The organism is Streptomyces sp. NPDC093094 (assembly GCF_044754345.1).
In the GTDB taxonomy this organism is placed as follows: domain Bacteria; phylum Actinomycetota; class Actinomycetes; order Streptomycetales; family Streptomycetaceae; genus Streptomyces.
Genome location: NZ_JBIVOX010000033.1, coordinates 42,454 through 62,188, shown reverse-complemented (window position 1 = coordinate 62,188; position 19,735 = coordinate 42,454). Strand labels below are relative to the sequence as shown.

General features: G+C 70.7%; 20 protein-coding genes. 10 read left to right on the top strand and 10 right to left on the bottom strand.

Annotated elements, in window-relative coordinates; genetic code table 11:
* Window positions 1-436: 436 nt before the first annotated feature.
* Entirely contained in the window at window positions 437-898 is a 462-nt protein-coding gene (locus ACIQGV_RS38165; RefSeq protein ID WP_402503720.1) for a hypothetical protein, read from the bottom strand.
* 355 nt (window positions 899-1,253) lie between these two features.
* Window positions 1,254-2,222 (bottom strand): hypothetical protein, encoded by a 969-nt coding sequence (locus ACIQGV_RS38160; protein ID WP_402503718.1) that lies wholly within the window; start codon window positions 2,220-2,222, stop codon window positions 1,254-1,256.
* A gap of 504 nt (window positions 2,223-2,726) precedes the next feature.
* On the opposite strand from ACIQGV_RS38160, the gene ACIQGV_RS38155 reads away from it, so the two are divergent.
* Entirely contained in the window at window positions 2,727-3,197 is a 471-nt protein-coding gene (locus ACIQGV_RS38155) for a hypothetical protein (protein ID WP_402503715.1), read from the top strand.
* 581 nt (window positions 3,198-3,778) lie between these two features.
* Here the strand turns inward: ACIQGV_RS38155 and ACIQGV_RS38150 are convergent.
* Together ACIQGV_RS38150 and mobF are read right to left on the bottom strand one after the other, a co-directional pair.
* Entirely contained in the window at window positions 3,779-4,123 is a 345-nt protein-coding gene (locus ACIQGV_RS38150) for a hypothetical protein (protein WP_402503712.1), read from the bottom strand.
* Entirely contained in the window at window positions 4,120-5,883 is a 1,764-nt protein-coding gene (gene mobF, locus ACIQGV_RS38145; RefSeq protein ID WP_402503731.1) for a MobF family relaxase, read from the bottom strand. The genes ACIQGV_RS38150 and mobF overlap by 4 nt, the downstream gene beginning before the upstream one ends.
* Before the next feature lie 611 nt (window positions 5,884-6,494).
* On the opposite strand from mobF, the gene ACIQGV_RS38140 reads away from it, so the two are divergent.
* From ACIQGV_RS38140 to ACIQGV_RS38125, 4 genes are all read left to right on the top strand, one after another.
* Window positions 6,495-7,163, top strand: a complete 669-nt coding sequence (locus ACIQGV_RS38140; protein WP_402503710.1) for an HNH endonuclease family protein — start codon at window positions 6,495-6,497, stop codon at window positions 7,161-7,163.
* A gap of 339 nt (window positions 7,164-7,502) precedes the next feature.
* Window positions 7,503-8,288, top strand: coding sequence for a sulfite exporter TauE/SafE family protein (locus ACIQGV_RS38135; RefSeq protein ID WP_402503707.1), 786 nt, complete (start codon window positions 7,503-7,505; stop codon window positions 8,286-8,288).
* Between the two features lie 427 nt (window positions 8,289-8,715).
* Entirely contained in the window at window positions 8,716-8,997 is a 282-nt protein-coding gene (locus tag ACIQGV_RS38130; RefSeq protein ID WP_402503705.1) for a hypothetical protein, read from the top strand.
* Between the two features lie 154 nt (window positions 8,998-9,151).
* The gene (locus tag ACIQGV_RS38125) at window positions 9,152-10,378 is read left to right on the top strand and encodes a helix-turn-helix domain-containing protein (RefSeq protein WP_402503703.1); all 1,227 of its coding nucleotides are present in this window, start codon (window positions 9,152-9,154) and stop codon (window positions 10,376-10,378) included.
* A 184-nt stretch (window positions 10,379-10,562) separates the two neighbouring features.
* On the opposite strand, the gene ACIQGV_RS38120 is transcribed toward ACIQGV_RS38125, so the two are convergent.
* A complete protein-coding gene (locus tag ACIQGV_RS38120) occupies window positions 10,563-11,108 on the bottom strand; it encodes a lamin tail domain-containing protein (RefSeq protein ID WP_402503700.1) in 546 nt (181 codons plus the stop codon).
* 919 nt (window positions 11,109-12,027) lie between these two features.
* Between ACIQGV_RS38120 and ACIQGV_RS38115 the strand changes: the two genes are divergently transcribed.
* Window positions 12,028-12,234 (top strand): hypothetical protein, encoded by a 207-nt coding sequence (locus ACIQGV_RS38115; protein ID WP_402503697.1) that lies wholly within the window; start codon window positions 12,028-12,030, stop codon window positions 12,232-12,234.
* A 369-nt stretch (window positions 12,235-12,603) separates the two neighbouring features.
* On the opposite strand, the gene ACIQGV_RS38110 is transcribed toward ACIQGV_RS38115, so the two are convergent.
* Window positions 12,604-14,004 (bottom strand): replication-relaxation family protein, encoded by a 1,401-nt coding sequence (locus ACIQGV_RS38110; protein WP_402503694.1) that lies wholly within the window; start codon window positions 14,002-14,004, stop codon window positions 12,604-12,606.
* Between the two features lie 819 nt (window positions 14,005-14,823).
* On the opposite strand from ACIQGV_RS38110, the gene ACIQGV_RS38105 reads away from it, so the two are divergent.
* Together ACIQGV_RS38105 and ACIQGV_RS38100 are read left to right on the top strand one after the other, a co-directional pair.
* Entirely contained in the window at window positions 14,824-15,006 is a 183-nt protein-coding gene (locus ACIQGV_RS38105) for a hypothetical protein (protein ID WP_402503691.1), read from the top strand.
* 573 nt (window positions 15,007-15,579) lie between these two features.
* Window positions 15,580-15,981 carry a hypothetical protein gene (locus ACIQGV_RS38100; RefSeq protein WP_402503688.1) on the top strand — a complete coding sequence of 134 codons (402 nt, stop codon included), beginning with the start codon at window positions 15,580-15,582 and terminating at the stop codon, window positions 15,979-15,981.
* Here the strand turns inward: ACIQGV_RS38100 and ACIQGV_RS38095 are convergent.
* Entirely contained in the window at window positions 15,978-16,853 is an 876-nt protein-coding gene (locus ACIQGV_RS38095; RefSeq protein ID WP_402503685.1) for a CGNR zinc finger domain-containing protein, read from the bottom strand. The genes ACIQGV_RS38100 and ACIQGV_RS38095 overlap by 4 nt on opposite strands.
* Window positions 16,854-16,935: 82 nt before the next feature.
* Between ACIQGV_RS38095 and ACIQGV_RS38090 the strand changes: the two genes are divergently transcribed.
* Together ACIQGV_RS38090 and ACIQGV_RS38085 are read left to right on the top strand one after the other, a co-directional pair.
* A complete protein-coding gene (locus ACIQGV_RS38090) occupies window positions 16,936-17,418 on the top strand; it encodes a hypothetical protein (RefSeq protein WP_402503683.1) in 483 nt (160 codons plus the stop codon).
* A 25-nt stretch (window positions 17,419-17,443) separates the two neighbouring features.
* Window positions 17,444-17,557 (top strand): DUF6207 family protein, encoded by a 114-nt coding sequence (locus ACIQGV_RS38085; protein WP_402503728.1) that lies wholly within the window; start codon window positions 17,444-17,446, stop codon window positions 17,555-17,557.
* A gap of 202 nt (window positions 17,558-17,759) precedes the next feature.
* On the opposite strand, the gene ACIQGV_RS38080 is transcribed toward ACIQGV_RS38085, so the two are convergent.
* From ACIQGV_RS38080 to ACIQGV_RS38070, 3 genes are read right to left on the bottom strand one after another with little or no spacing between them, the layout of a single operon-like run.
* Window positions 17,760-18,875 (bottom strand): hypothetical protein, encoded by a 1,116-nt coding sequence (locus tag ACIQGV_RS38080; RefSeq protein WP_402503680.1) that lies wholly within the window; start codon window positions 18,873-18,875, stop codon window positions 17,760-17,762.
* Entirely contained in the window at window positions 18,872-19,459 is a 588-nt protein-coding gene (locus ACIQGV_RS38075) for an RNA polymerase sigma factor (protein WP_402503677.1), read from the bottom strand. Before ACIQGV_RS38075 ends, ACIQGV_RS38080 begins: the two co-directional genes overlap by 4 nt.
* The gene (locus tag ACIQGV_RS38070) at window positions 19,456-19,707 is read right to left on the bottom strand and encodes a hypothetical protein (protein WP_402503674.1); all 252 of its coding nucleotides are present in this window, start codon (window positions 19,705-19,707) and stop codon (window positions 19,456-19,458) included. Before ACIQGV_RS38070 ends, ACIQGV_RS38075 begins: the two co-directional genes overlap by 4 nt.
* Between the last annotated feature and the right edge of the window lie 28 nt (window positions 19,708-19,735).

Genomic DNA, 19,735 nt, shown 5'->3' with positions numbered 1-19,735 from the left:
GCACGACGGCGCAGCTCAAGCGGGTACTGGGAAGGACGTGCCATGACTCGATCCTCTCAAATGATCGAGTCCCTACCGAACCCGGAACGGTTCAGAGACAGGCAGGTCGGGTGGTACCGGCGCCCTCCGCTGTTGGTTGGAGCGGGGCTCATGAGACAGACGTACCGGTGAGACACCTGAACTGTTCCTAAGGTCCGTGCGGTGGAGAAGGGCCGGCGCTCTCCGCTGGCATCGCTGCGCCCGGCAACGGCACCCGCCTGAGCGCCCCCGCGCCGGAACAGCACCACGAGGGTGCTCCCCCGCCCGCCGCGTCCCAGCCGTCCAGAAAGGCGGCCAGGGCGCGGCGTTGCTCTTCCTCGCGGGCGATCTGCCGGGCGAGGACGTCACGGTCGACGTACGGTCGACGGCGGCGAGGACCAGCCGCCGGAGTTCCTGCTCACGCGTCCGCTGGCTCCCACAGCGGGCGAGCGCGTCCGGTCCCGCCGCAGTGGAAACAGCGGCCGCCACCCGGGGTGCTCCGGGCGCCGATGGTGCCGGAGGCGTGCCGGAAGAGCCGGGTGAGTCCGGCGACGTGTGCCGCGTGGACCGGGAGCTCCTGGCGTCTGCTGAGGGTGAGCTCCAGTGCAACGCCGGGTCCGGTGAAGTGAGCGTGGGGCAGGTCACCGGTCATCGCGCGGAGCGTCTCGTTCACCTCGCGCATCGTCTCCGCGCCGGTCAGCTGAACCCGGGCCGCGAGGATGGTGTCCGCGGCCGCGCTGAAGGACAGCAGCCCGGCCGGACGGGCGAGCGGCCCGACACGGCCCACGGGGTCGGGATGGGTGTGGTGGAGCTGGGCCAGGGCGTGCCACAGGTCGCCCGGCAGATCCTGCGGTGCGGTCTCTTCTCGGCTGCGTCTCATGCGGCCTGTTTAGGGCCTCCGGTGGGCTGTCACCGTCGTATGGGCCCGTCCGTCCCGCCCAGTGATGCGGTGACTTCGGGGTCGGTCCCGCTGTGCGGGCTAGCGGCTGTCGACCGCACAGCGGGCACGCGGTCAGGCCCGCCGGCGGAACCAGCCGCGGCCCCGGCCCGGCTCGGGGTCGTGCGGCGGCCTGGAGGCGTGCGGCTTCGGCGGCGGCTTCCTCGCGGGCGACGTCGTCGGCGTGGCACGGGCCGCACACGGACACGTCCCCGGCGTTCCAGGCCGTCCGGTGCGCGGTGGTCTCCTCCCAGCGCTGGTCGGTGAACTTCTGACCGCACCGCTTGCACACGGGGCGCTACGCCTCCCGCTCAGCGGCACGGCGCTGTTCCTCCTCCGCGTCGGCGCGGGCCTCCTGGTCGCGGAAGAGGGCGTCGCCGTCGGGGTTGTCCAGCGCGGCCGTCAGCGTCTGCTCGCCCTTGCGTCCCAGCCGCCGCCACACCGCTGCGTCCGCGCCGTGCTCCTGGAGCTGCTCCAGGGTGGTGACGACGACGGGCACCGCCTGGCCGTAGTCCCTCGCCGTGATCCCCCGGTGGAGGGTCTGGTACCGGCGCGGCGCCCAGTAGCGGCGGCCGGCCTCCTCCAGCACGGCGACCGTGTTGGCGACCTTCGCCTCGGTGGTGTCCGCAAACACGAACGCCACCGGCACCAGGCCCTCCCGGCCGGTCGGCGGGTAGACCCGGCGCCACAGCCGCTTCTCGTGGTCGACGTGCTCGATCGCGTCCGGCCGGGAGCGGACCAGGCCCACGGTGTGCTTGTCCGCGTCCCGTGGCAGCAGCCGACCCCACTCCCAGTACCGGCGCAGCTTGGCGACCAGGTCGTGCGCGTCCTCGGTACGGCGGTCGATCTCCAGCAGCAGCACCGGCACCCCATCCTCCGGCGCCCGCACCACCAGGTCGGCCCGCTGCACGTAGCTGTTGCCGAGCCGGTGTCCGATCTCGGTCTGGAAGCCGAGCCGGTGGCCGATCCCGGCGCGGTGGAGTTCGGCGGCCGTCGAGGTGACCGCCGCGGCGTGGTCGTCGTAGCCGGTGCCGAGCAGCTCCCCGGTGTCCGGGTCGTACTCCTGCTTGCGCAGCACCGAGACCCGTATGCTTTTCGGCTCCAGCAGCTGCTTCGCCTCGCCGTGTCCGCGCCGGGTCAGCACCCACACCTGCCGCTGGTCCTCCTGCACCGACTCGATCCTCACCAGCTGGTGGTCCTCCAGATCCAGGAGGTTGTCCCGCGTGAGCTTGTCGTGCCGGTTGTCCGGACGGGTCAGCTTCCACAACTGATCGGGCGTAGCCCTCTGGAAGATCCCCAGTGCTTGCAGGAGCTCCCGGCGTCGAGGCTCGGTCGAAGTCCTCCTGTGCTTTGGCTTCCTCTGTACATGAGGGTTGTCGGACCTGCGACGTCCCCCTGTCCGCCGGGCCTGACCTGCGGAAACTCCCGGTCGTTGGCGACGGGGCGTGGAGGGGGTGATGGAGGGGTCCACGGAGGGGGCGTCGCCGGTCCGGTCAAGGGGCTGCTCGGGCTCGTCTGCGGTGCTCGCCACAGGGTGCTCCTGGAGGTGGGGGCGGGCCTATCCCGCCATTCACCTCGTACAGGTGTGGAATTCGGGCTCCGTGTGACGCCGGTCTGGGAAAACCCCTCCGCCGTGACCGCATCGTGATCAAACCGGAGGGGGGAGAGTTCTCCCTCGTCAGGGGCCGGACTCTGTCCACAGGGCCGCGGTTCGAGGGTGGCTTCGAGGTCGCCGCGATCGGCGGGGCGACCCGTACGTGAGGAGCCGTCCATGTTCCAGAACCCCACCGCGCCGCTCGCCCCGATGACACCGGACGCGGTGCTCAGCGCCTTCCGCTACCTGCGGGCCGTGGAGGCCGGCGACACCGAAGCAGCCGCCGGGTTCGCAAGCTCCGATCCGCGGATGCCCGAACTGCTCGTGGATGCCGCGGAGCGCATCGTCGTTCCGGTCACCGCCCTGTGCGGCATCGACCCGGATCCGTGCGACGACTCCTTCGCCTTGGAGGCCGTCGGCCGGGTCCTCGTGGCCACCCTGCGCAGCTGGGCGCAGGCCGGTCCGGACGCGGTGGAAGGCGTCGCCCGCGCGGTCATCGCCTTCGTCCGGCAGGTCCTCACCGAGGAAGAGCACGGTGAATCCGTCGCCGATGTCCTGCGCCAGATGGAAGCTGTCGGCTTCGGCCAGGCCCTCGATGCGCACCCCGCAACGGCCGGCTCGAACCCGGTGCGCCCGACCATCGTGTAGGCGCACCGGGGAGGGCGGTGGTGCGGTGCGGTGGCGCATCGCACCGCACCACCGCGCCGCGCCACCGCACCACCGTGGTGCGGTCCACCGCGTCACCGCGCCGCACCGCGCCATCGTGGTGCGCTCCATCGGCGTCGGCGCACCGCACCGGGCGCGCGCCACGGCCGGGCGGGCTCCTCTATCACACACCCCCTTGACCGCGACCTGATCGCCAGCCGAAACCGCCGATGTCAAGGGGAAACGTCGCGGTAGCAGAGCTGGACAAGGGGGTCGCGCGCGCCCGGCCGCACCCGGACAAGGGGTCGGCCCGCGGCGGGCGCACCGGTGCGGTGCGGAGCATCGGGTGCGGCGCACCGGGCGCGCGCGAGAGTGCCGGGCATCGCCGGCGCGGCGCACCGAGGTGCGGTGGCGCACCATCGCGATGCGCACCACGGTGGAGTCCATCGTCATCCCGCGCGCCGGAGTGGAGTCCACTCAGCGGAGGCCATCGGGTGGAGTCCACTGAGTGGAGCCCACCCGATGTCGTGCATCGCCATTGGATGCTGAACATCGTGGGCTCCACTCGACGATGCCCGGCATCGTCACCACAGCCAGGCGTTGGAGTGCCGCACCCGGGACAGGGCGCGGGCATCCCGGCGCGCGGCCGCGTTGCCGATCCGGCTCTGCCGGGAGCGGGGCCTGCGCGAGTTCCCGGCGGCGAGGCGGCGCTTGGCGGCGTCCTGGATCCGCCGGCGCTGCTTGTGCAACTCCCTCTTCTTGGCCGCCTTCGACTTCGGCGTCCGGGGCCGCTTCCAGACCGGCTGCCACCCCACGGACGCATCGGCCTCGGGCTCCTGGTCCTCGTCGAGCGCGGCGGCCATCTCCGCGCGGGCACGGGCGCGGGCGAGGGCCTCTTCGGGGCTGGGCTGGTCTTCCGGGGTGCTCACGCCACTCCTCCTGGACTCCGGCCCGACGCGTGCTGGACGCCGGGCTGCTGGGTGTGCGGCGGCGGGACCGCCGCCGGGGCGGACTGCGGACGCAGGCCGTGCGCGGCCTCGCGCGCCCGCCGGCTGTCCTGGATCGTGGCGGCCACCTGCGCGGCGGCGGCTTCGAGGGTCTGGCGGGTCTGCTCCACCGTGTCGACGTCGACGCCGGGCTCCGGCTCCACGAGCAGGCCGGCCTTCCGGCCGGTGTGGAACGGCCGCGGATGCGACGACCTCGACGAGGCGGGCATCGCGACGGCGTACGGGCGTGGGCGGGAGCCCAGGCGCTCCGCTCGCCGCGCGGCGCGGACCCGGGCGGCGAGGGCGCCAGCGGCGAGGCGGGCCCGCTCGTACGGGGACGCGGACCGTTTGCGGGTCAGCGGGCGCAGCACGGCCTGGTCCTCGGTGTCGCGGGGGTACAGGGCGCGCAGGTCGGCGGTCATCATCCGGCCGCGCCCGACGGGGCGGGTGTAGTCGTCGACGACCGTCTGCACGATCTGTTCGTCCAGGCCCGGCTCGTGAGGTCGGCCGCGCAGGACGTAGGTGAGGTGGCGGCGGGCTTCGGCGAGCAGGTGCTGGCGCTTGAATGCTCCGCGCATCACGTACACGACGGCGACGGTGTCCACGGCCGCCAGGACGACGTCGACGACCGGCCGCACCCGTGCCCACACCGCCGCGGCCGCCGCCCGCGCCCGCGCGGCGAGCCGGGAGACGACGTCGACGCCGAACGCCCGGATCGCCGACTCCCGCCAGAAGTCGCGCAGTTCGGTCAGCGATCCGGCCGCCGTGGGCTTCGGGCGGCGCGTCCGGTCGGCGGCCTGCCCGTCCAGCGCGTACGCGGCCCGCTCTCCCGGCGGGTGTCCGTGCTCTGCCTCGTAGTCGGCCACCAGAACGGGCGCCGCGTCCGCGATCTGCTGACGGCGGGTGGACTGCCAGCCGATGAGCCGCTGGTCGATCCCCGCGACTTCCATGACCGGCCTTCTGCCGGGCGTCACCTCGCGCGGCTCCCACGCCCACCCCAGCCGGGCGGACACCTCCTCCATGAAGTACAGGGTGTAGAGAGTGCCGGCCGCGACGATGTTCTCCAGCATCGAGTCCGCCGACAGGTTCCCCCACGTCCCGTCCGGCCTGCGGGCACGGATCGACACCAGGGCATGGTCATGCAGCAGGGGCTGTCCGGCTCTCGACTCGTAGTGCCGGAACACCGCGACGATCAGCCCGTCCTTCACCGGCTTGCGGTGCTTGCCGCCGCTCCCCCAGCGGATCTCCGCGACCGAGTCCTCCAACGACGCCAACGCCTTGTCCCGGGCGATGCCCTGGCAAAGCTCCAGCACCAGGCGGTGCTCCTCATTCATGAGCGCCCACGCGATCTGCGCGGTCGACGGCGCCCGGAACACCAGGTCCATGGCCAGCCAGGGCGACCGTTGCTTGGCGTTCTCGGTCTTGGGTGACTGGTTGTGCTCGATGGGCCTGCCCAGCACGGTCGCTCGCCGGGCCTTCGCCGGGCTCATGCCCTGCGCCAGGAGCTCGCGCTCGATCCGGTCGGCGTCGGGGTGCCGGCCTTCCCCCAGGAGCAGTTCGGCCTGCCGCTCGCTCACCACGTCCCCGGCCGCAAGGCCGACCGCGGCAAGTCCCCGCCCTTTCCAGACACCTGGTGGGACACCGGCTTCGTCTTGGGCGGCACGCAGCGCTCTACCCGCAGGGCGGTGGCCGTCGCCGACCATCACGCTGCGGAAGTAGTACCGCCACCCACCCGGGCCGACCTTCTTCGCGCTGAGCATCGGGCCATGGAACACCGCACATGACCTGCGCAGAAGCGTGATCCGGGGTGCTTCCCGCCGGGCGGGAGGCCATCACCAGATCTTTACCGCCACGCCCGTCAGGCGGGCCGTCCGGTCAGCCCGAGACGGTAAGCCGTCGCCCTGTGCACAGTCCGCCGCATGACTACGGAACTGCTCCACGGAGACCTCTGCCCGCTGTGCCGCCGCCCGCTCACGCTGCGCACGACCGTCGAAGTCCGCTCGAACATGCCGTACCCCGCCCGGACCGACACGGTGCCTACTGCGCCAGCGACATGACCCGCGCGTAGGAGTGGGCTGACCTGATGCACGCCCGCTACGGCAGCTGATCCCGACCGTGCGATTGCTGCGCGCCGACCACATCAGCACCACCCGACCCGGGCTTCACCGCCAGGTGTGCGCGTCCGGCTTCGCGCAGCGGACGGGAGTAGCCGGAGCAACTCAGTTAGCCATTCGGGTGACTGCCTTCACCCCGGCGGCGCACCCGGCGCCCGGCAACGGCTGGGGCAGGATCGTCAGGCGCTATCACAGGGCCGGTGAGCCGACTCGTACACGGCCTGGCCGTGCTCGCCCTTGCCCTCAGCCCCGTCACCGCAGCCGGTCCCGCCCACGGGGTGTCAGCGGACCCGGTCGTCCTGCCGCTCGCCGATGCCGTCGCCGCTCTCCCCCTTGGTGCCGAGTCCCGCGATGGCTACACCCGCGACGCCTTCCGCCACTGGAACGCCGGCGCCGACCCCACCGACGGCTGCTCCACCCGCGGCGAAGTCCTCATCGCCGAAGCCGTCACCGCCCCCACCGTCGGCGCCCGCTGCTCCCTGACCGGCGGCACCTGGTACTCCTACTACGACGACCTCACCGTCACCGCAGCTTCCGGTCTGGACATCGACCACCTGGTCCCGCTCGCCGAAGCCTGGGACTCCGGCGCCTCCGCCTGGAACCCCGACCGGCGCGAGGCCTACGCCAACGACCTCGCACAAGCCACCTCCCTGGTCGCCGTCACCGCCGGCTCCAACCGCTCCAAAGCAGACCAGGACCCCGCCCAATGGCTGCCCCCAGCCCCCCACGCGGCATGCCGCTACGCCTCGGAATGGACCGTGACCAAGCTGCGCTGGAACCTCACCGCCGACCAGAAGGAACTCGACCGGCTCGCCAAGCTCGCCGCCGGCTGCACCGACATCCTGGTCGCCTACACGCCTGCTCCGTAGCCCGGGAAGCCTGTATCGCCCGGCCGAAGCTCGACGTGATCTTCTTCGTCATCGTGAGGGCTGCCTTACGCCGGTTCCCGATGCGCCTTCGCCGGACCGAAAGCATGTCGGTCAGCCGTGTGATCGGCTCGCCGACAGGGCATCACCGCAGACCGCACCTGCGGATGGCTGCCCCGGTCAGAGACCGCGTCCGCGGCGCCGCCGGGCGTGGGTGTCCTGTGACACCGAAGGTTGAGCGTGTGCCATCGAACTTTGATCGCACAGGCCGGGGCGCGAACGGGCGATCTACGCTGTCGCCCGAGGGGCAATCTGGGCAGGCCAAGCCGACGGGGGCATCGGATGGGGTGGGAGCTGGGGGTGGCCGGCCTCGCGGTCGGGATGTTGATAGCCGTGGTGACCGCGCCGGTCGGCGTGTCCGGGGCGGTGTTCCTACTCCCCGTGCAGCTCAGCGTCTTCGCGGTGCCCAACCCGGCCGTCACGCCCACCAACCTGCTCTACAACGTGGTGGCGGGACCCGGCGCCCTGCTGCGCTACCGGCGCGACGGCGCCCTGACCGGACCGCTCGTACGCCGCCTCGTACTGGGCACCCTGCCCGGCGTTGTGCTCGGAGCGGTTACCCGCGTGTTCGCCCTGCCCGGCCCGCGCATCTTCCGCCTCCTGGTGGCCGCGCTGATACTGCCCCTCGGTATCTGGCTCATCACACGGACGCTGCGCCCCACGCCCCCGGAGGTCCGGCGTCCTGAACCCCGCCCCAGGACGGTCACCACCCTGGCCCTCGCGGTCGGCGTCGTGGGCGGCATCTACGGCATCGGCGGCGGTTCAATCCTCGGCCCCCTCCTCGTCGGCCGTGGCATTCCCGTCACCAAGGTCGCCCCGGCCGCTCTCACCTCCACCTTCGCCACCTCCCTCGTCGGCGCCTCCACCTACGCCCTGCTGTCCCTGGCCCACAGCGGTAGCATCGCCCCCGACTGGCTCCTTGGCCTGACCTGCGGCCTGGGCGGTCTCATCGGCGGCTACCTCGGCGCCCGCCTCCAACCGCGCCTGCCCGAGCCCTTCCTCCGCCTCCTCCTCGGCACCCTGGCCGCCGCACTCGGCACCCTCTACGCGGTCAACGCACTGCGCTGAGCTGCGCGATCAACCTTCGCTGTCACGGAACGACCAGTCATCAAACATCGGTGGCACACGCTCAACGTTCGATGGCACAGGACAGTGGGTGCGCCCCTTGTACGGCCGGCGCACGACCCGTCCTGACGTGAGCGTTGCCGAACAGCGGCGCCGGACAGACGTATGCACAGGTCAGGACATCGTCGCCGAGATCAGATACCAAGATCGGCACGGGCGTGCGGACAGTTTGCAGAAACAGAATGGAAAACCCATCCGATTAGCCGGGCTGCCTCTACGAAACTGTCCGATCAATCCCCTGTTGTGCTGCAGATGGGGGCATTTGACCGAATGGCAGTGGGCAGAGCGTGTCACTACAGTCACGGAGCGCGAACCCGCGCTTACCAGGCCCCGGGTTCGCGCCCCACAGCATCTCGATCTAGGAGAGCCCTTGTCTGGATCCCCTATCGAGCGCGCGATCAAACGCCTGAAGCGGCGCGCCGCGCTTGACCATAACAAAGCAGCCGTGCAGGAAGACATGCCCGGCAACAGCGAGGCAACACCCGTCAACAGCCATGCCACCCCTTGCGCCACGGCCTCCGCGGCCACCCCGGCCCTGATCGTCGTCCCCGGCTCAAGTGACCACCTGGATCTGGTGATTGCGCTGGTCACAGCAGCAGCGTGGCTGATCCTGGGATGGCGCGACCGCAGCGGCGAACCCCCTGTGACCTGATGACCCGGGGGCCGGTGTCCCCCCGGCCTCCGACGTGATTCGTCTGCGTGCATGCGACGAAACGGATGCACGCACACCGCTCTTCGTCACTAATCCCGGGCGGCGATCCCCATTTCGTCGCCCGGGAAGTCATCGGAAAGGGAAGAACGCCACGATGGGGCACACTTTCTCGCAGCCCACCTGCTCCTGGTGCGGCGGCCAGCGTCACCTTCAGGCCACCGGCTGGCCCGGCGAGTACTGCAGTACCCGCTGCCGGCAGGCCGCGCACCGGCACCGCCAGACCCCGGCGCCGGACACCGAACACTTCGACCAGGCCCTGCGCGTGAAACTGCGGCAGATCGAGCAGGCCGCACGGGACACGCTGGAAGCCCTGAACTCGACCGACGCCGACTCGGCCCACGCCCTGCAGCGGGCGGTTCGCCTTCAGGTCCTCGCCGAACACCTCACGCCGAACATGGTGGCCCGCACCAAGGAACGCGGGGCCTCCTGGGAACGGATCGCCGCGCTCCTGGGCATGAGCAAGGACAACGCGCGCAAGAAGTTCTCCCAGCCCAACCGCCGTACCCCCCGGGCTTCCCTGCTCGCCCCAACACCCGCACGCCCCAGTCAGACCCCGGCCGCACCCTGTCCCGAGGCCGACATCAGCGGAGACGGAACGGACCGCTCCTCACCTGCCGCGCCACCGGCCGCCGTTCCCGCCCTGCTCGCCTCCACCCGCAGCCACAGCGACCTCGCCACCGTCCTCAGCAGCCTCCAGCGCGCCTCCGGCCTGAGCCTGCGCGCTCTGGCAGGCCGCAGCAACCTCTCCCCCAGCTTCCTGTCCCGCATGATGAACGGCGAACGCTTCCCCTCCTGGAAGAACGTCGCCGCCATCGCCCGCGCCTGCGGCGCCGACCCCGAAGTCCTGCGCAGAGTCTGGGAAGACTCCACCACCCGCCGCGACACCCCGGCCTGCGCCCCGTCGCTGGCCTCCGCACTGCGCTACCTCCACCTGCGCGCCGGCAGCCCCACCCCCTGGGCCATCGCCGTCACCAGCAACCACGAACTCGACCAGGACTACATCACCGGCCTCCTCGAGGGCACCCACAGCGGACCATGGGAAGACATCGAGCGCCTGGTCCAGCTCCTCGACGGCGAAGCCTCCTTCTTCCTTCCCCTGTGGCAATCCGAAACGACCACACCACCCGCCTCCCCCGCCAGCGCGCCACCCCCGACACTCCCCAAGCCTCCCGCGCGAGAGGAATCCCCGCCGCCGGCCACCCGGGTCGAGGAACTCCTCACCGCATTCCGGGAGGCGCTCGGCCCGCCGCGCGGCATCACGGCAAACCGCCGATGCCTCGCCGCCCCGATACCCGGCGTCTCTCACTGGAGCGGACGCTGACACCCACCGCCGCTGACACACCTCATACAAGGCCGCGGCTCCCGTGCAGCAGCACCAGTCCGTCGCGGAAACCGTCATGAGCAAACACCGGCGCGCCCGGCCACCGAGGCGGTCGGGCGCGCCAATGATCATGCCTACGCGCGGGCGGAGCGTTCAGCCGTCACCGGCACGGAAAGGGCAGGAGTCAGCGGCGGTCGCCGTGGTGCCCGCGCTCACCGTGGTGGCCACGGTCGCCGTGGTGGTGGTTGCCGCCGCCGTGGTGGTGGCGGTCGTTGCCCCAGGACTCGTCGTCGATGAACCGGTCGCGGTCGTTGCGCAGGGTGGCGGTGTCGGAGCGGTTGTCCCACACGTAGTTGCGGCGGTCCTGGTAGAGGTCGGTGCGGGTGTCGCGGCCCACGCCGGTGTGGATGCGGACCGTGGCACGGCCCGGCAGGCGGTAGCCCTCGAAGGTGTAGGTGTGACCGTCCTCGTCCTCCAGCGTCCAGCCGTCGAGGTCGACGGCGCGGCGGGTGGTGTTGGTCAGCTCCACCCACTCCCGGTTCAGCGACCGGTTCGAACGGTCGTCCCGACCGGGCGAGTCGTACTGCACGGCCGAGATCTCCACCCTCGGAGCACGAGCTCGGTCGCTGTCGGCGGCCGACGCCGGCAGCGCCGCCGCCCCGATCACGGCGCCGGCCGCGAGAGCGGCGGCCAGCAGACGGCGGGAGGTGCGGGAAGAGGTAGCGGACATGTGTCCCCCAGCAGGTGCGGGCACCCTCCCCCCGGCAACAGCCCCTTACGGGGCCACCAGTGGGGTGGGTGCGGTGTGCGGGCGGCGACCGGCCGGCCGCGCACCCACACTCTGTCCACCATGTGCGGGAGTTGAGGAGGGAACACGGAGTGTGTTACCTGTTGCCCATATTTTCGTGACTGTCGACTGCAACAGTCACATATGTCGTTTGCTGGCACGGTTGACGCTGCGAAGGGCAGGCCGTCCTTGCAGGGACAGAGCCACGCACCCAGACCGCCACGGCACGCCACCCCACCACCGTCCGGCCCTTCACCCGAAAGTGCGTAACAGCCGGACCGGGCCCGGGACGCCTCGCTGGCAGCTGGGGCGAGAAGTGCCGTTCCCGGATCTCCGTCCAGCGGTGCAGGACGACGAAGCCGGTGGTGTCGGCCTGCACCTGGACCAGTTCGGTCAGCGCGTCGACGAACGGCTGGCAGGCGTGCCGGGCGGCAGCGCGGCGGGGCCCGCTTCAGGCGTTCATGGGCGGCCGGGAAGACGCCCTTGGCCCAGGCGTCTTGTTCCTTGATACGCCGGGAGCCGGCCTCGAAGCCGATCTGCATGATGGTCCACTGCGGGCAGTCCGGGCTGTGCCACATCTGGATTGGCAGGCCCGCCCCGACGCGGACGTTCTCCGGGCCCGGGCCCGCCTTGCAGTCTGGGCACAGCTCGCACTCCGTCTTCGCGAAGCCCTCCATCGCCTGCTCCCCTCACCTGGGCAGGCCGCGAGCCTGCCACGGGAGATCACCCGCTGAACAGATCTCTGCCGGAGCGGCATCCATCTTGGTCACCTCACGGTATGGGCATCAGCGGGGGAGGTCGTCCAAGGTGGGGCGATGAGCGCGCTCCGACCCGGTGACATCACCGAGGAAATGATCAGGCCGTGGACACGGCCAGGCGGCAGGCACTGCAGAAGGACCTGCGTACCCTCGCCTCCAACATCCGTGCCGACGCCGAAGGCCGGTACGACGGTGCGGAGCCCGGCTGGCAGGCTGGTGTCGAGTGGACGCTGCTGTGGATCGAGAACACGGCCGCCCAGCTGACGCAGGGCAGCGGCGCCGCAGGCCGTCAGGATGTGGCGCCCGGGTAGAAGAAGCGGCAGCTGACGCCCGGCCCAGGTATGCGGGGTTCTCCAGGGCGCGGGTCGTACAGGGCGCGGCCGGCGGGCCACCGCGGCAGCTCGGTGGACAGGGCGGCACTCGTCGACTTCCTCGGTCCGCCAGCCATGGATGTCCAGCAGCAGGCCGTACAGCGGACCGCCGACCCAGCGCGGCGTAGGTCCGGTGCGAGAGCGGGCCGGTGCGGGAGTCGCCGTAGTCAGACCGTAGACGCGGCCGTTCAGCAGCTGCTCATCGCGTTCATCGGACCAAGCAATGCAGCCGCCGCCGACAACGCGGGCGGGCTTGCCCAGGGTCGCCCTGGGCAAGCCCGCGTGACCGGTCGCCGCAGCTTGCCAGGGTCAGGTGCGGAAGCGGGAGAACCAGCCCCCGTCCTTCTGCGCGGGCAGTTCGGCCTCCTGCTCCTGACTGCGACGCTCCTGCTCCTGCTCATGGCGCTGGCGTTCGTCGGCTTCGGCCTGTGCCTGGGCGGCGACGGCGCGGTGCCGACAGTCCTCGCACAGGTGCGAGTGCGGCTGGCGCTTGCTCCAGTCCCGGGTGTGGCCGACCGCCTCCCACCGGGCATCGGTGAACTTGTGCCCGCAGTCCGCGCAGACCGGCCGCAGCGCCTCCCGCTCCGCGGCCTCCCTCTCCGCACGGCGCCGCTGCTCCTGCCGGGCGGCCTGACGGCGGACGAGGTAGGCGTCCCGGCGGGCGTTGCCGATCGCGTCCAGCAGCGGCTGGCGGTGGTCGCGGCCGAAACGCCAGAAGGCGGGCCCGGCCGGGCCGTGCTCGCGCAGCTCCTCCAGCGTGGTCGCCACGATCGGGATGCAGCGGTCGTAGGAGGTGTAGCCGCCCTCGGGATGCCACCGGCCCTGCCAGTGGTGGCGGGTGAGGTCGGCGACCCGGGCCATCTGCCTCTTGGCGGGCCGCTGGCCGGCCTGGTGGAAGACGAGCAGGACCGGCGGGTGCACCCGCTCGTAGGCATCTGCGGCGGGTGCGGACCAGCGGGTGCGCCACAGCGGCTTCTCGACGCCGTCGGTGTCCTTCTCCTGCCGCAGGAAGAACCGGGCGTACTTGTCGAACTTCTGCGCAACGAGGACGGCTTCCTCGGTGCAGTTGTCGGCCTCGATGAACAGCAGCGGCACCCCGGCCTCCGGCGCGGTCAGGACGATGTCGGCGCGGGCGCTGCCGATCGCCGGGTTCTTCCAGGTGCCCTTCACCGGGAGCGCGACCTCGGTGGCGTAGGAGGCGAGGGTGCCGATCCCGTCGGGGGAACGGGCGGCGGCCTGCGCGGCCGCGACTGCTTCGGCCGGCTCCCGCATGACCTTCTTCAGGTTCGGCTTCGGGCGGATCAGTGCGATGACCGTCTCGTTCACCGTCATCGGGTGCGAGGCGCCGGAGCGGCCCGCGCTCTTGGGCATGCCGCCCATCTCCTCCATCTCGCGGTCCAGGTCGATCGCGGCGGCGGCCAGCCCGGCCGCGGTGAGCAGCCGGGTCTCTTCACCGCGCCGTGTGCGGCCGCCGTCGACGGCCAGGCCGTGACGCCGAAGGTCGTTCACGGCGGCGCGGTGGGAGGCGGTCCGGGCCTCCTTCTGCTTCGCCGGGGTCGGCTTGGTCGTGTGCCGGTAGGTCAGGTGCGGCGAGGACAGCCGCTGGATCTGGTCGGCGGTGGCGACCTTCAGCACCCCGAGGACGCGCAGCACATCTGCGCGCAGGTCGTTGCTCGATCCCGCCTCGTTCTCCTTGCGCCTGCCCGCCATCAGGCTCGCCCTCCCGTCGTCCGCGACCGGCCGGCGGCCGGGCGCCGGCCCCCGGCCGCGGATGGAGCCCAAAACGCCCTGAACCCGATACTCGCCTCTGCCACTGACAATCCGCCCCCACCCATGTCCCAGGGGTTCGGCAGTGAGTGGAGGAGAGAAGAGGGTTGTGACGATCCGGCTCGGGCCCGGAAACCCGTGGTGACAAGGGGAAATGCCGGGTGCGTGGATGCCGGGCACGGAAGTGGCTTCGGCAGTGGGAACGCAAGCGCCGGCGGCAGGCCCTCACCGGGGCCTGCCCAGCAGCCGACACGCCGGGCTCGGCCGGGCCAGGCGGCGAGAGCGTGAGGGATGGGGCAGGACCGCGGCCGCGCAGGGGGGCGGGAAGGGGTGGGTCGGTCGGGAGCGGGCACGGTGTCCTCGTTCCTCCGGCCTGTTGCTGGCCGGATCGGCGGTCGTCCGGCCCGCGCGCGGATGTGCGCACAGGCCGGGGCCACCGTGAGGAAGACCCCCTTGTCCGCGGTCTGCCGACCAGACCCGACAGGTGACCTTTTCCGCCCAGACCACCCCCATGTCGTGTGGGTTTGTCCGTGGCCGACGCCACACCGCCGGGCCGGGGTCCAGCGGGCGGGGCGGGTGCTGGACGGCGGGGCTCCGCGCCGCCAGTCCGAGGGCTTCTGGCCGCGGAACGTCTCCCCGCTCTCGATCCGGGCCCTGTTCCGGGCGAACTCCCGCTCGGCTGCCGACAGCTTCCGGGGCGCGCGGCCGGGGCGTCCCCAGCCGTCGGTCACCTTCGTGATGACCTCACCCCTGGCGTAGTCCTTGAAGCAGGCCGAGCAGGTGCCCGGGTATGCGGCCCGCACCGTTCCGCGCGGCAGCGGCACCGCCTTCTTCGCCGCCGTCTTCTTCGCGGCCGGCTTCCCGCCGCCCGCCTTCTTCTTCGCCGCCTGCGCCTGCTTGATCGCCTCGCGCTGCGCCTTGCCGGGCCGCTTCTTTGGCTGCTGACCGCGTGCCGCCTTGGCGGCTTTCTGTGCCGGGGTCTGTCCCACGCGCGGATCGTGGAGGCCGACGTGCGGCAGGCGGCGCGCGCCACTCACACCGGCCGTCCGGGGCGGCGGCGCGCTGGTGCGGACCGGCGCGCGCATGGTGCGTTGAGTTGCGCGCGATGGAACGCACTCCCCCACCCAGTGGAGCGCACCGAGTGGACTCCACCCATACCGGGTGCGCTTCGCGATGGCCTCCGCTCTCCACTCGGTGCGGATAATGTCGTGCACTTCCACCCGGTGGAACGCACCGCGGTGCGGTGATGCACGACATCGTCCGCACCGTGTACCGCCCCTACGACCGGTGACGGTGCACGGTGTGCCGGGAGGGAGAGATCTCCCCTCTGCCACCGTGCATCGGAGGCCCGGTGCGGGTCGTCGCCGAAGAGGTAGCGGACGCTGCCAAGGGGAACCTTCAGGTGTTGGAAGGGCCGGCCGACGGGATGGGCCACACGGGTGACGGGGCGTCCGGCGATGCGGTCGCCGGGGCGGCCTCCGATCCGACGGGAGGTGGAGCGGGCTTTCTCAGCTCGGGGTGGCGACGGTGCAGGCGGCCGGTCATGCGGAAACTCTGGGCGTAGGCGACTGCGGGATCGTCGATGTCCGTGGTGAGGCCATCCATGAGCGAGCCCCACCACTCCAGCGCCTTCTTCACGGCGACGCGGAAGAGGTCCTTCTTGCTGTCGAAGTGGTTGTAGAAGGAGCCACCCCCGATGTCGGCGAGCTCGGTGATCTCCAGGAGGGGGCATCGATGCGCCCTTTTGCCAGCAGTCTCTGGGCCGCGTACACCCGCGCGCTCCGGGTCTGTGCCTTGCGTCGGTCGATTTTCGTGCGCAGCTTGCCCAGCTGGTCGGTGACGCATTGGAAGGGGACGGTGCCGAGCATCTGCAAGCAGCAAGCTTTGCTGCGTCTGGCTGGCACGCGCTGGGAAGCCTAGGCAGTACCTTCGGCGGACTGTGCGGCGCTCTTGCGGCGGCGGTGTTCGCGTTGGGCCTGGGCGCGGGCGCATTCGCGGGTGCAGTACTTGGTGCCACTGGTGCGGTTCTGCCCGTATTCGGCGCGGCCGCGCTGGCGTACGTAAGCCCGCCGACAGGTCTCGTTGGCGCACTCGCGGATCGTGGCGTCTTCGGCGAGGTGGTTGTAGAGCTGAAGCAACGCCACGGACAGCAGGCTGGGGAGGCGGTCGGTGAGTGTGCCGATGCCGATACTGAACGGTTCGAGCGCCGAATTCAGTGTGCTGTGGAGGTTGCCGATCCTCAGGTCGATCAGGAGTTCGCGCAGGTGGGCCAGGTCGTGGGGGAAAACCTCGTCCCTGTCGGTGTTCGCGGCTCGCATTTCGGCCAGCATTTCCTCGGTGGCCTCGGCGTCGATGAGGGCATCGAGGCCCCCTTCGCGGCGCAGGGCCGTCCAGGTGGTGACGGCTTCCTGGGCCTGGGTGACGAACAGGGTGGCGAGTTCTCCGTGGAGGGAGAACGGCCCGTGGACGGGATGCTCCTGCTCCTGCAGTGCGACGTACCGGTAGTGGTCCTCCTCGTCGAAGCTGAAGGAGCTGATATTCCCGCCCAGATACCCGTACGAGCGCATGAGGTCCGCGATGGCCTCGAGGTTGTGGGCGTCGAGTTCCATCAGCTCGCGCAGGTAGAAATCCTCGGGCAGTGGCACCGGCGTGACCTTGGTGCGCTGGTGGACCGTCCAGACAATCCATTCGCCTTCGGCTCGCGCTCGGTACAAGGGCCGCAACTCGGGGGTGGGGACCGGCGTTCCTGGCCAGAGCGTGGGACGAAACCGTGGGTCTACGTATGCCGCCATGCTGGGCATCATAGCCATGCAGCAGTAGCACGAAAAGGAGTTGGTTCGTATCAGCCATGGTGAACCTGCGGGAGGAGCAGTCGTGGTGACGCACTGGCAGGAACGCAAGGAGATCGGCGACGCACACGAACAGAAAGTCGCGATGGCGCTGCGAACACGTGGATGGACGGTAGAACGGTGTGGCCAGGGCACCTACCCGGCGGTGATCCGCCAGGCCCTTGCCCGCACCGCCTCGACGCTGCGCTGGTTCCCCGACCTGATAGCCGCCCGCGACGGCGAGGTCGTCACCATTGACGCCAAGGACCGCATGCCCAGCACGACCTCCGACCAATACGCCCTCAGCACAGCCGCCGTCAACGCCGGACTGCTCTTCACCGCCACCCACGCGCCGACACCCCTGTACTACGTGCTCGGCGACCTGAAGATCCTCACCCCGGCAGAAGTCCTGCACTACACCGCGCACGCCCGCCGCCACCACAGCGGGGCCTACCACCTCATCAGCACCCGCCACGCCCACCACTTCGACGAGGTATTCGGATCCGCGCGGGCACGCGCGGCCAGCTGACTCAGGCACCCAGCAACAACGTCTACTGCGGCACCTTCTGAAACATCTCCCGGGGGAAGTCTCCGGGGCCGTTCGGACCGTACGGGAGCCTGGCGTACGGCTGCGCTGCTGCCTCGACGTGCGCCAGGACCTGCGCTGACGGCCGGCACACCGCTGTCGGCCGTTCGTCTTGCCCAGCGCGCGGACGAAAAAGCTCCTTGCGTCAGTCCGGAACAGCGCTCGGCCCGCCGTGTGTCGTCACGGCAGGCCGCCGCTGTCCTCGCCCTTCCGAGACCTGGGGCCGCCCGTTGGGGCAGCTGCTGCCGTGTTACCGCTGGCAGCAGTCTCATACCCAGACTCGGTCAGGCTGTTGTAGTGGAATGCTCCTGCAGGGCCGCCGGCAGCATCAGTCCCGTGCTGGAAGACGTCATCGTGCCAGCGAGGGCCTTGTGCACGGCGGCAGCGGTGATGGAAGGGGCCGTCCGGGCCCAGGTCAGCAGCCGGGGCATGAGCTGGGCATCAGCAGCCAAGTACAGACGCAGACTGCTGGAGTCGCCCTCTTCCACGGCTTGCTCGTAGGCTTCAGCAGCTTCACGCCCCACCAGGTTGAGCAGAGTATGCATGCCTGCACATGGCTGGCGCTGGCTTCGTTGCTGTGTGACTTGCTGGCTGAAAGCCAGCCACTCCTCATCGCACCAGACGGATCGGAGATGCTGAAGCGGTAGGTCGTGGCATTCTCCCCGCGACCACAGCATGAGCGGAATGCCGAACTCCTCCATGTACCTTACCTCGACAGAACCGCTCGCATTCCATGCGAGCGGCAAGGTCATACGCTCGCAGTCGGGGCCGGTATGAAGCTTCGGGAACCGGCGGATGTGGTTCGTCGCCGCACGCAGCGGCGTGTCACTGCTGTGCGCGGTTCCTTGGGCACTTGCTGTGATCTGTGCAGCCGCGCGCCGCGCGTCGGCAAGGATGCGCTCGGCTTCCTTGTGCGCATCGCGCAGGATCTGCTCCCTGGTGAAATCCCTGAAGCCGAACTCCAGCAGATGCGACGCGTAGCGGGTCAGGTCCACAGTCCCCCAGCCGGTGCTGGTGGGTTCCTCCGCGGCAGCAAGGCGCTGGGGTGCGGTTTCGGGAGTGAGGCAGTCGAAGGCATGGTGCAGCTCGCACGCGTCCTGCAGCTGCTGCTCGGCGCCCGGGACCCCGTGACGCGCGGCGATGCGCAGCCAGCGGGCTGCGCGCTCCAGATCACCGCGGTCGAGGTACTCGAGTCCAAGCGCATGCGCGTCGCTTCCGAGTTCGGCCTCGTCGGCCAGGTCGTCGAGCTCCCGGGCGCGTTGGGGGGTGAGGTGGTCGAGTTCGTCGAGTACCGCGTTGTAGCCGGCGTCGAGGTCATCGTCGGTGTAGGCGGGGCCGTCCTCGCTCAGGGCGGCGAGGATTTCTTCGATCGGCTCGGGGCGGCTGTCCGAGGGGCTCACTTGCGCACCTCCTTGCACGTGGTGCCGGCGTCGGATGCGGTGGGTGGCGGGTAGCCCGCCAGGTCTTTCGCCGTGCGGAGAGTCGTCACGGCTGCGCTGATCAGCTTCTTCACCCCGTCGACGGTGATGCCCATCAGTGCGGCGACGGTCTCGCGGTCGAGACCGTCGACGTAGCGGAGCTCGACGGCTTCGCGCTGCCGCGGCGTGAGCCGGGCGATCGTCCGATGCAGGTCGATGCGCAGGTCAGTCTGGCTGATCACGTCGGGACAGGCGGCTGCGGCCTGGGCGAGACGCTCACCGAGAACTTCATCGCCGGGGAGTTCAGGACTCTTGCCTTTGTCCCTGTACCAGTCGACGAGCTTGCGCCGGGCGATGACGAACAACGGTGCGACGGGGTCCTGGTACATCTTCTGATAGCTGTCGAAGCGGCGTAGGAACGCCATCCAGGTCTCCTGGGCGAGAGCTTCGGCTTCGCCTAAGTCGCTGACCCTGCGCCCGAAGTAGCCGACGAGCCGACGGTGATGCATGCGGTAGAAGGCCGCACGGGGATCCGCACGGCCCTCCCCTTGTCCGGCAGAAGTCACCGAAGACGGCTCCCCCGCTCATTGTCCGCGGCGGCGGCCGGGACCACCGTGATGGTCCACTCACCGCCAAGCGGGTCACGATGCGTGACCTGACCGGCCTGACCGTGGCCGCTCAGACAGTCCGCGAGCTGCGTCATCGTCCTGCGCTTCTCGCGCTCCAGCGAGACCGCGCCACGAACCTGCACCATCGTGACCGCCAACCCGGTCAAGCGGCCCGGCTCCATGGCATGGATCTGGTCCTCTGTCACTGCGCGCCCCTCTCGTAGCCAACACCGT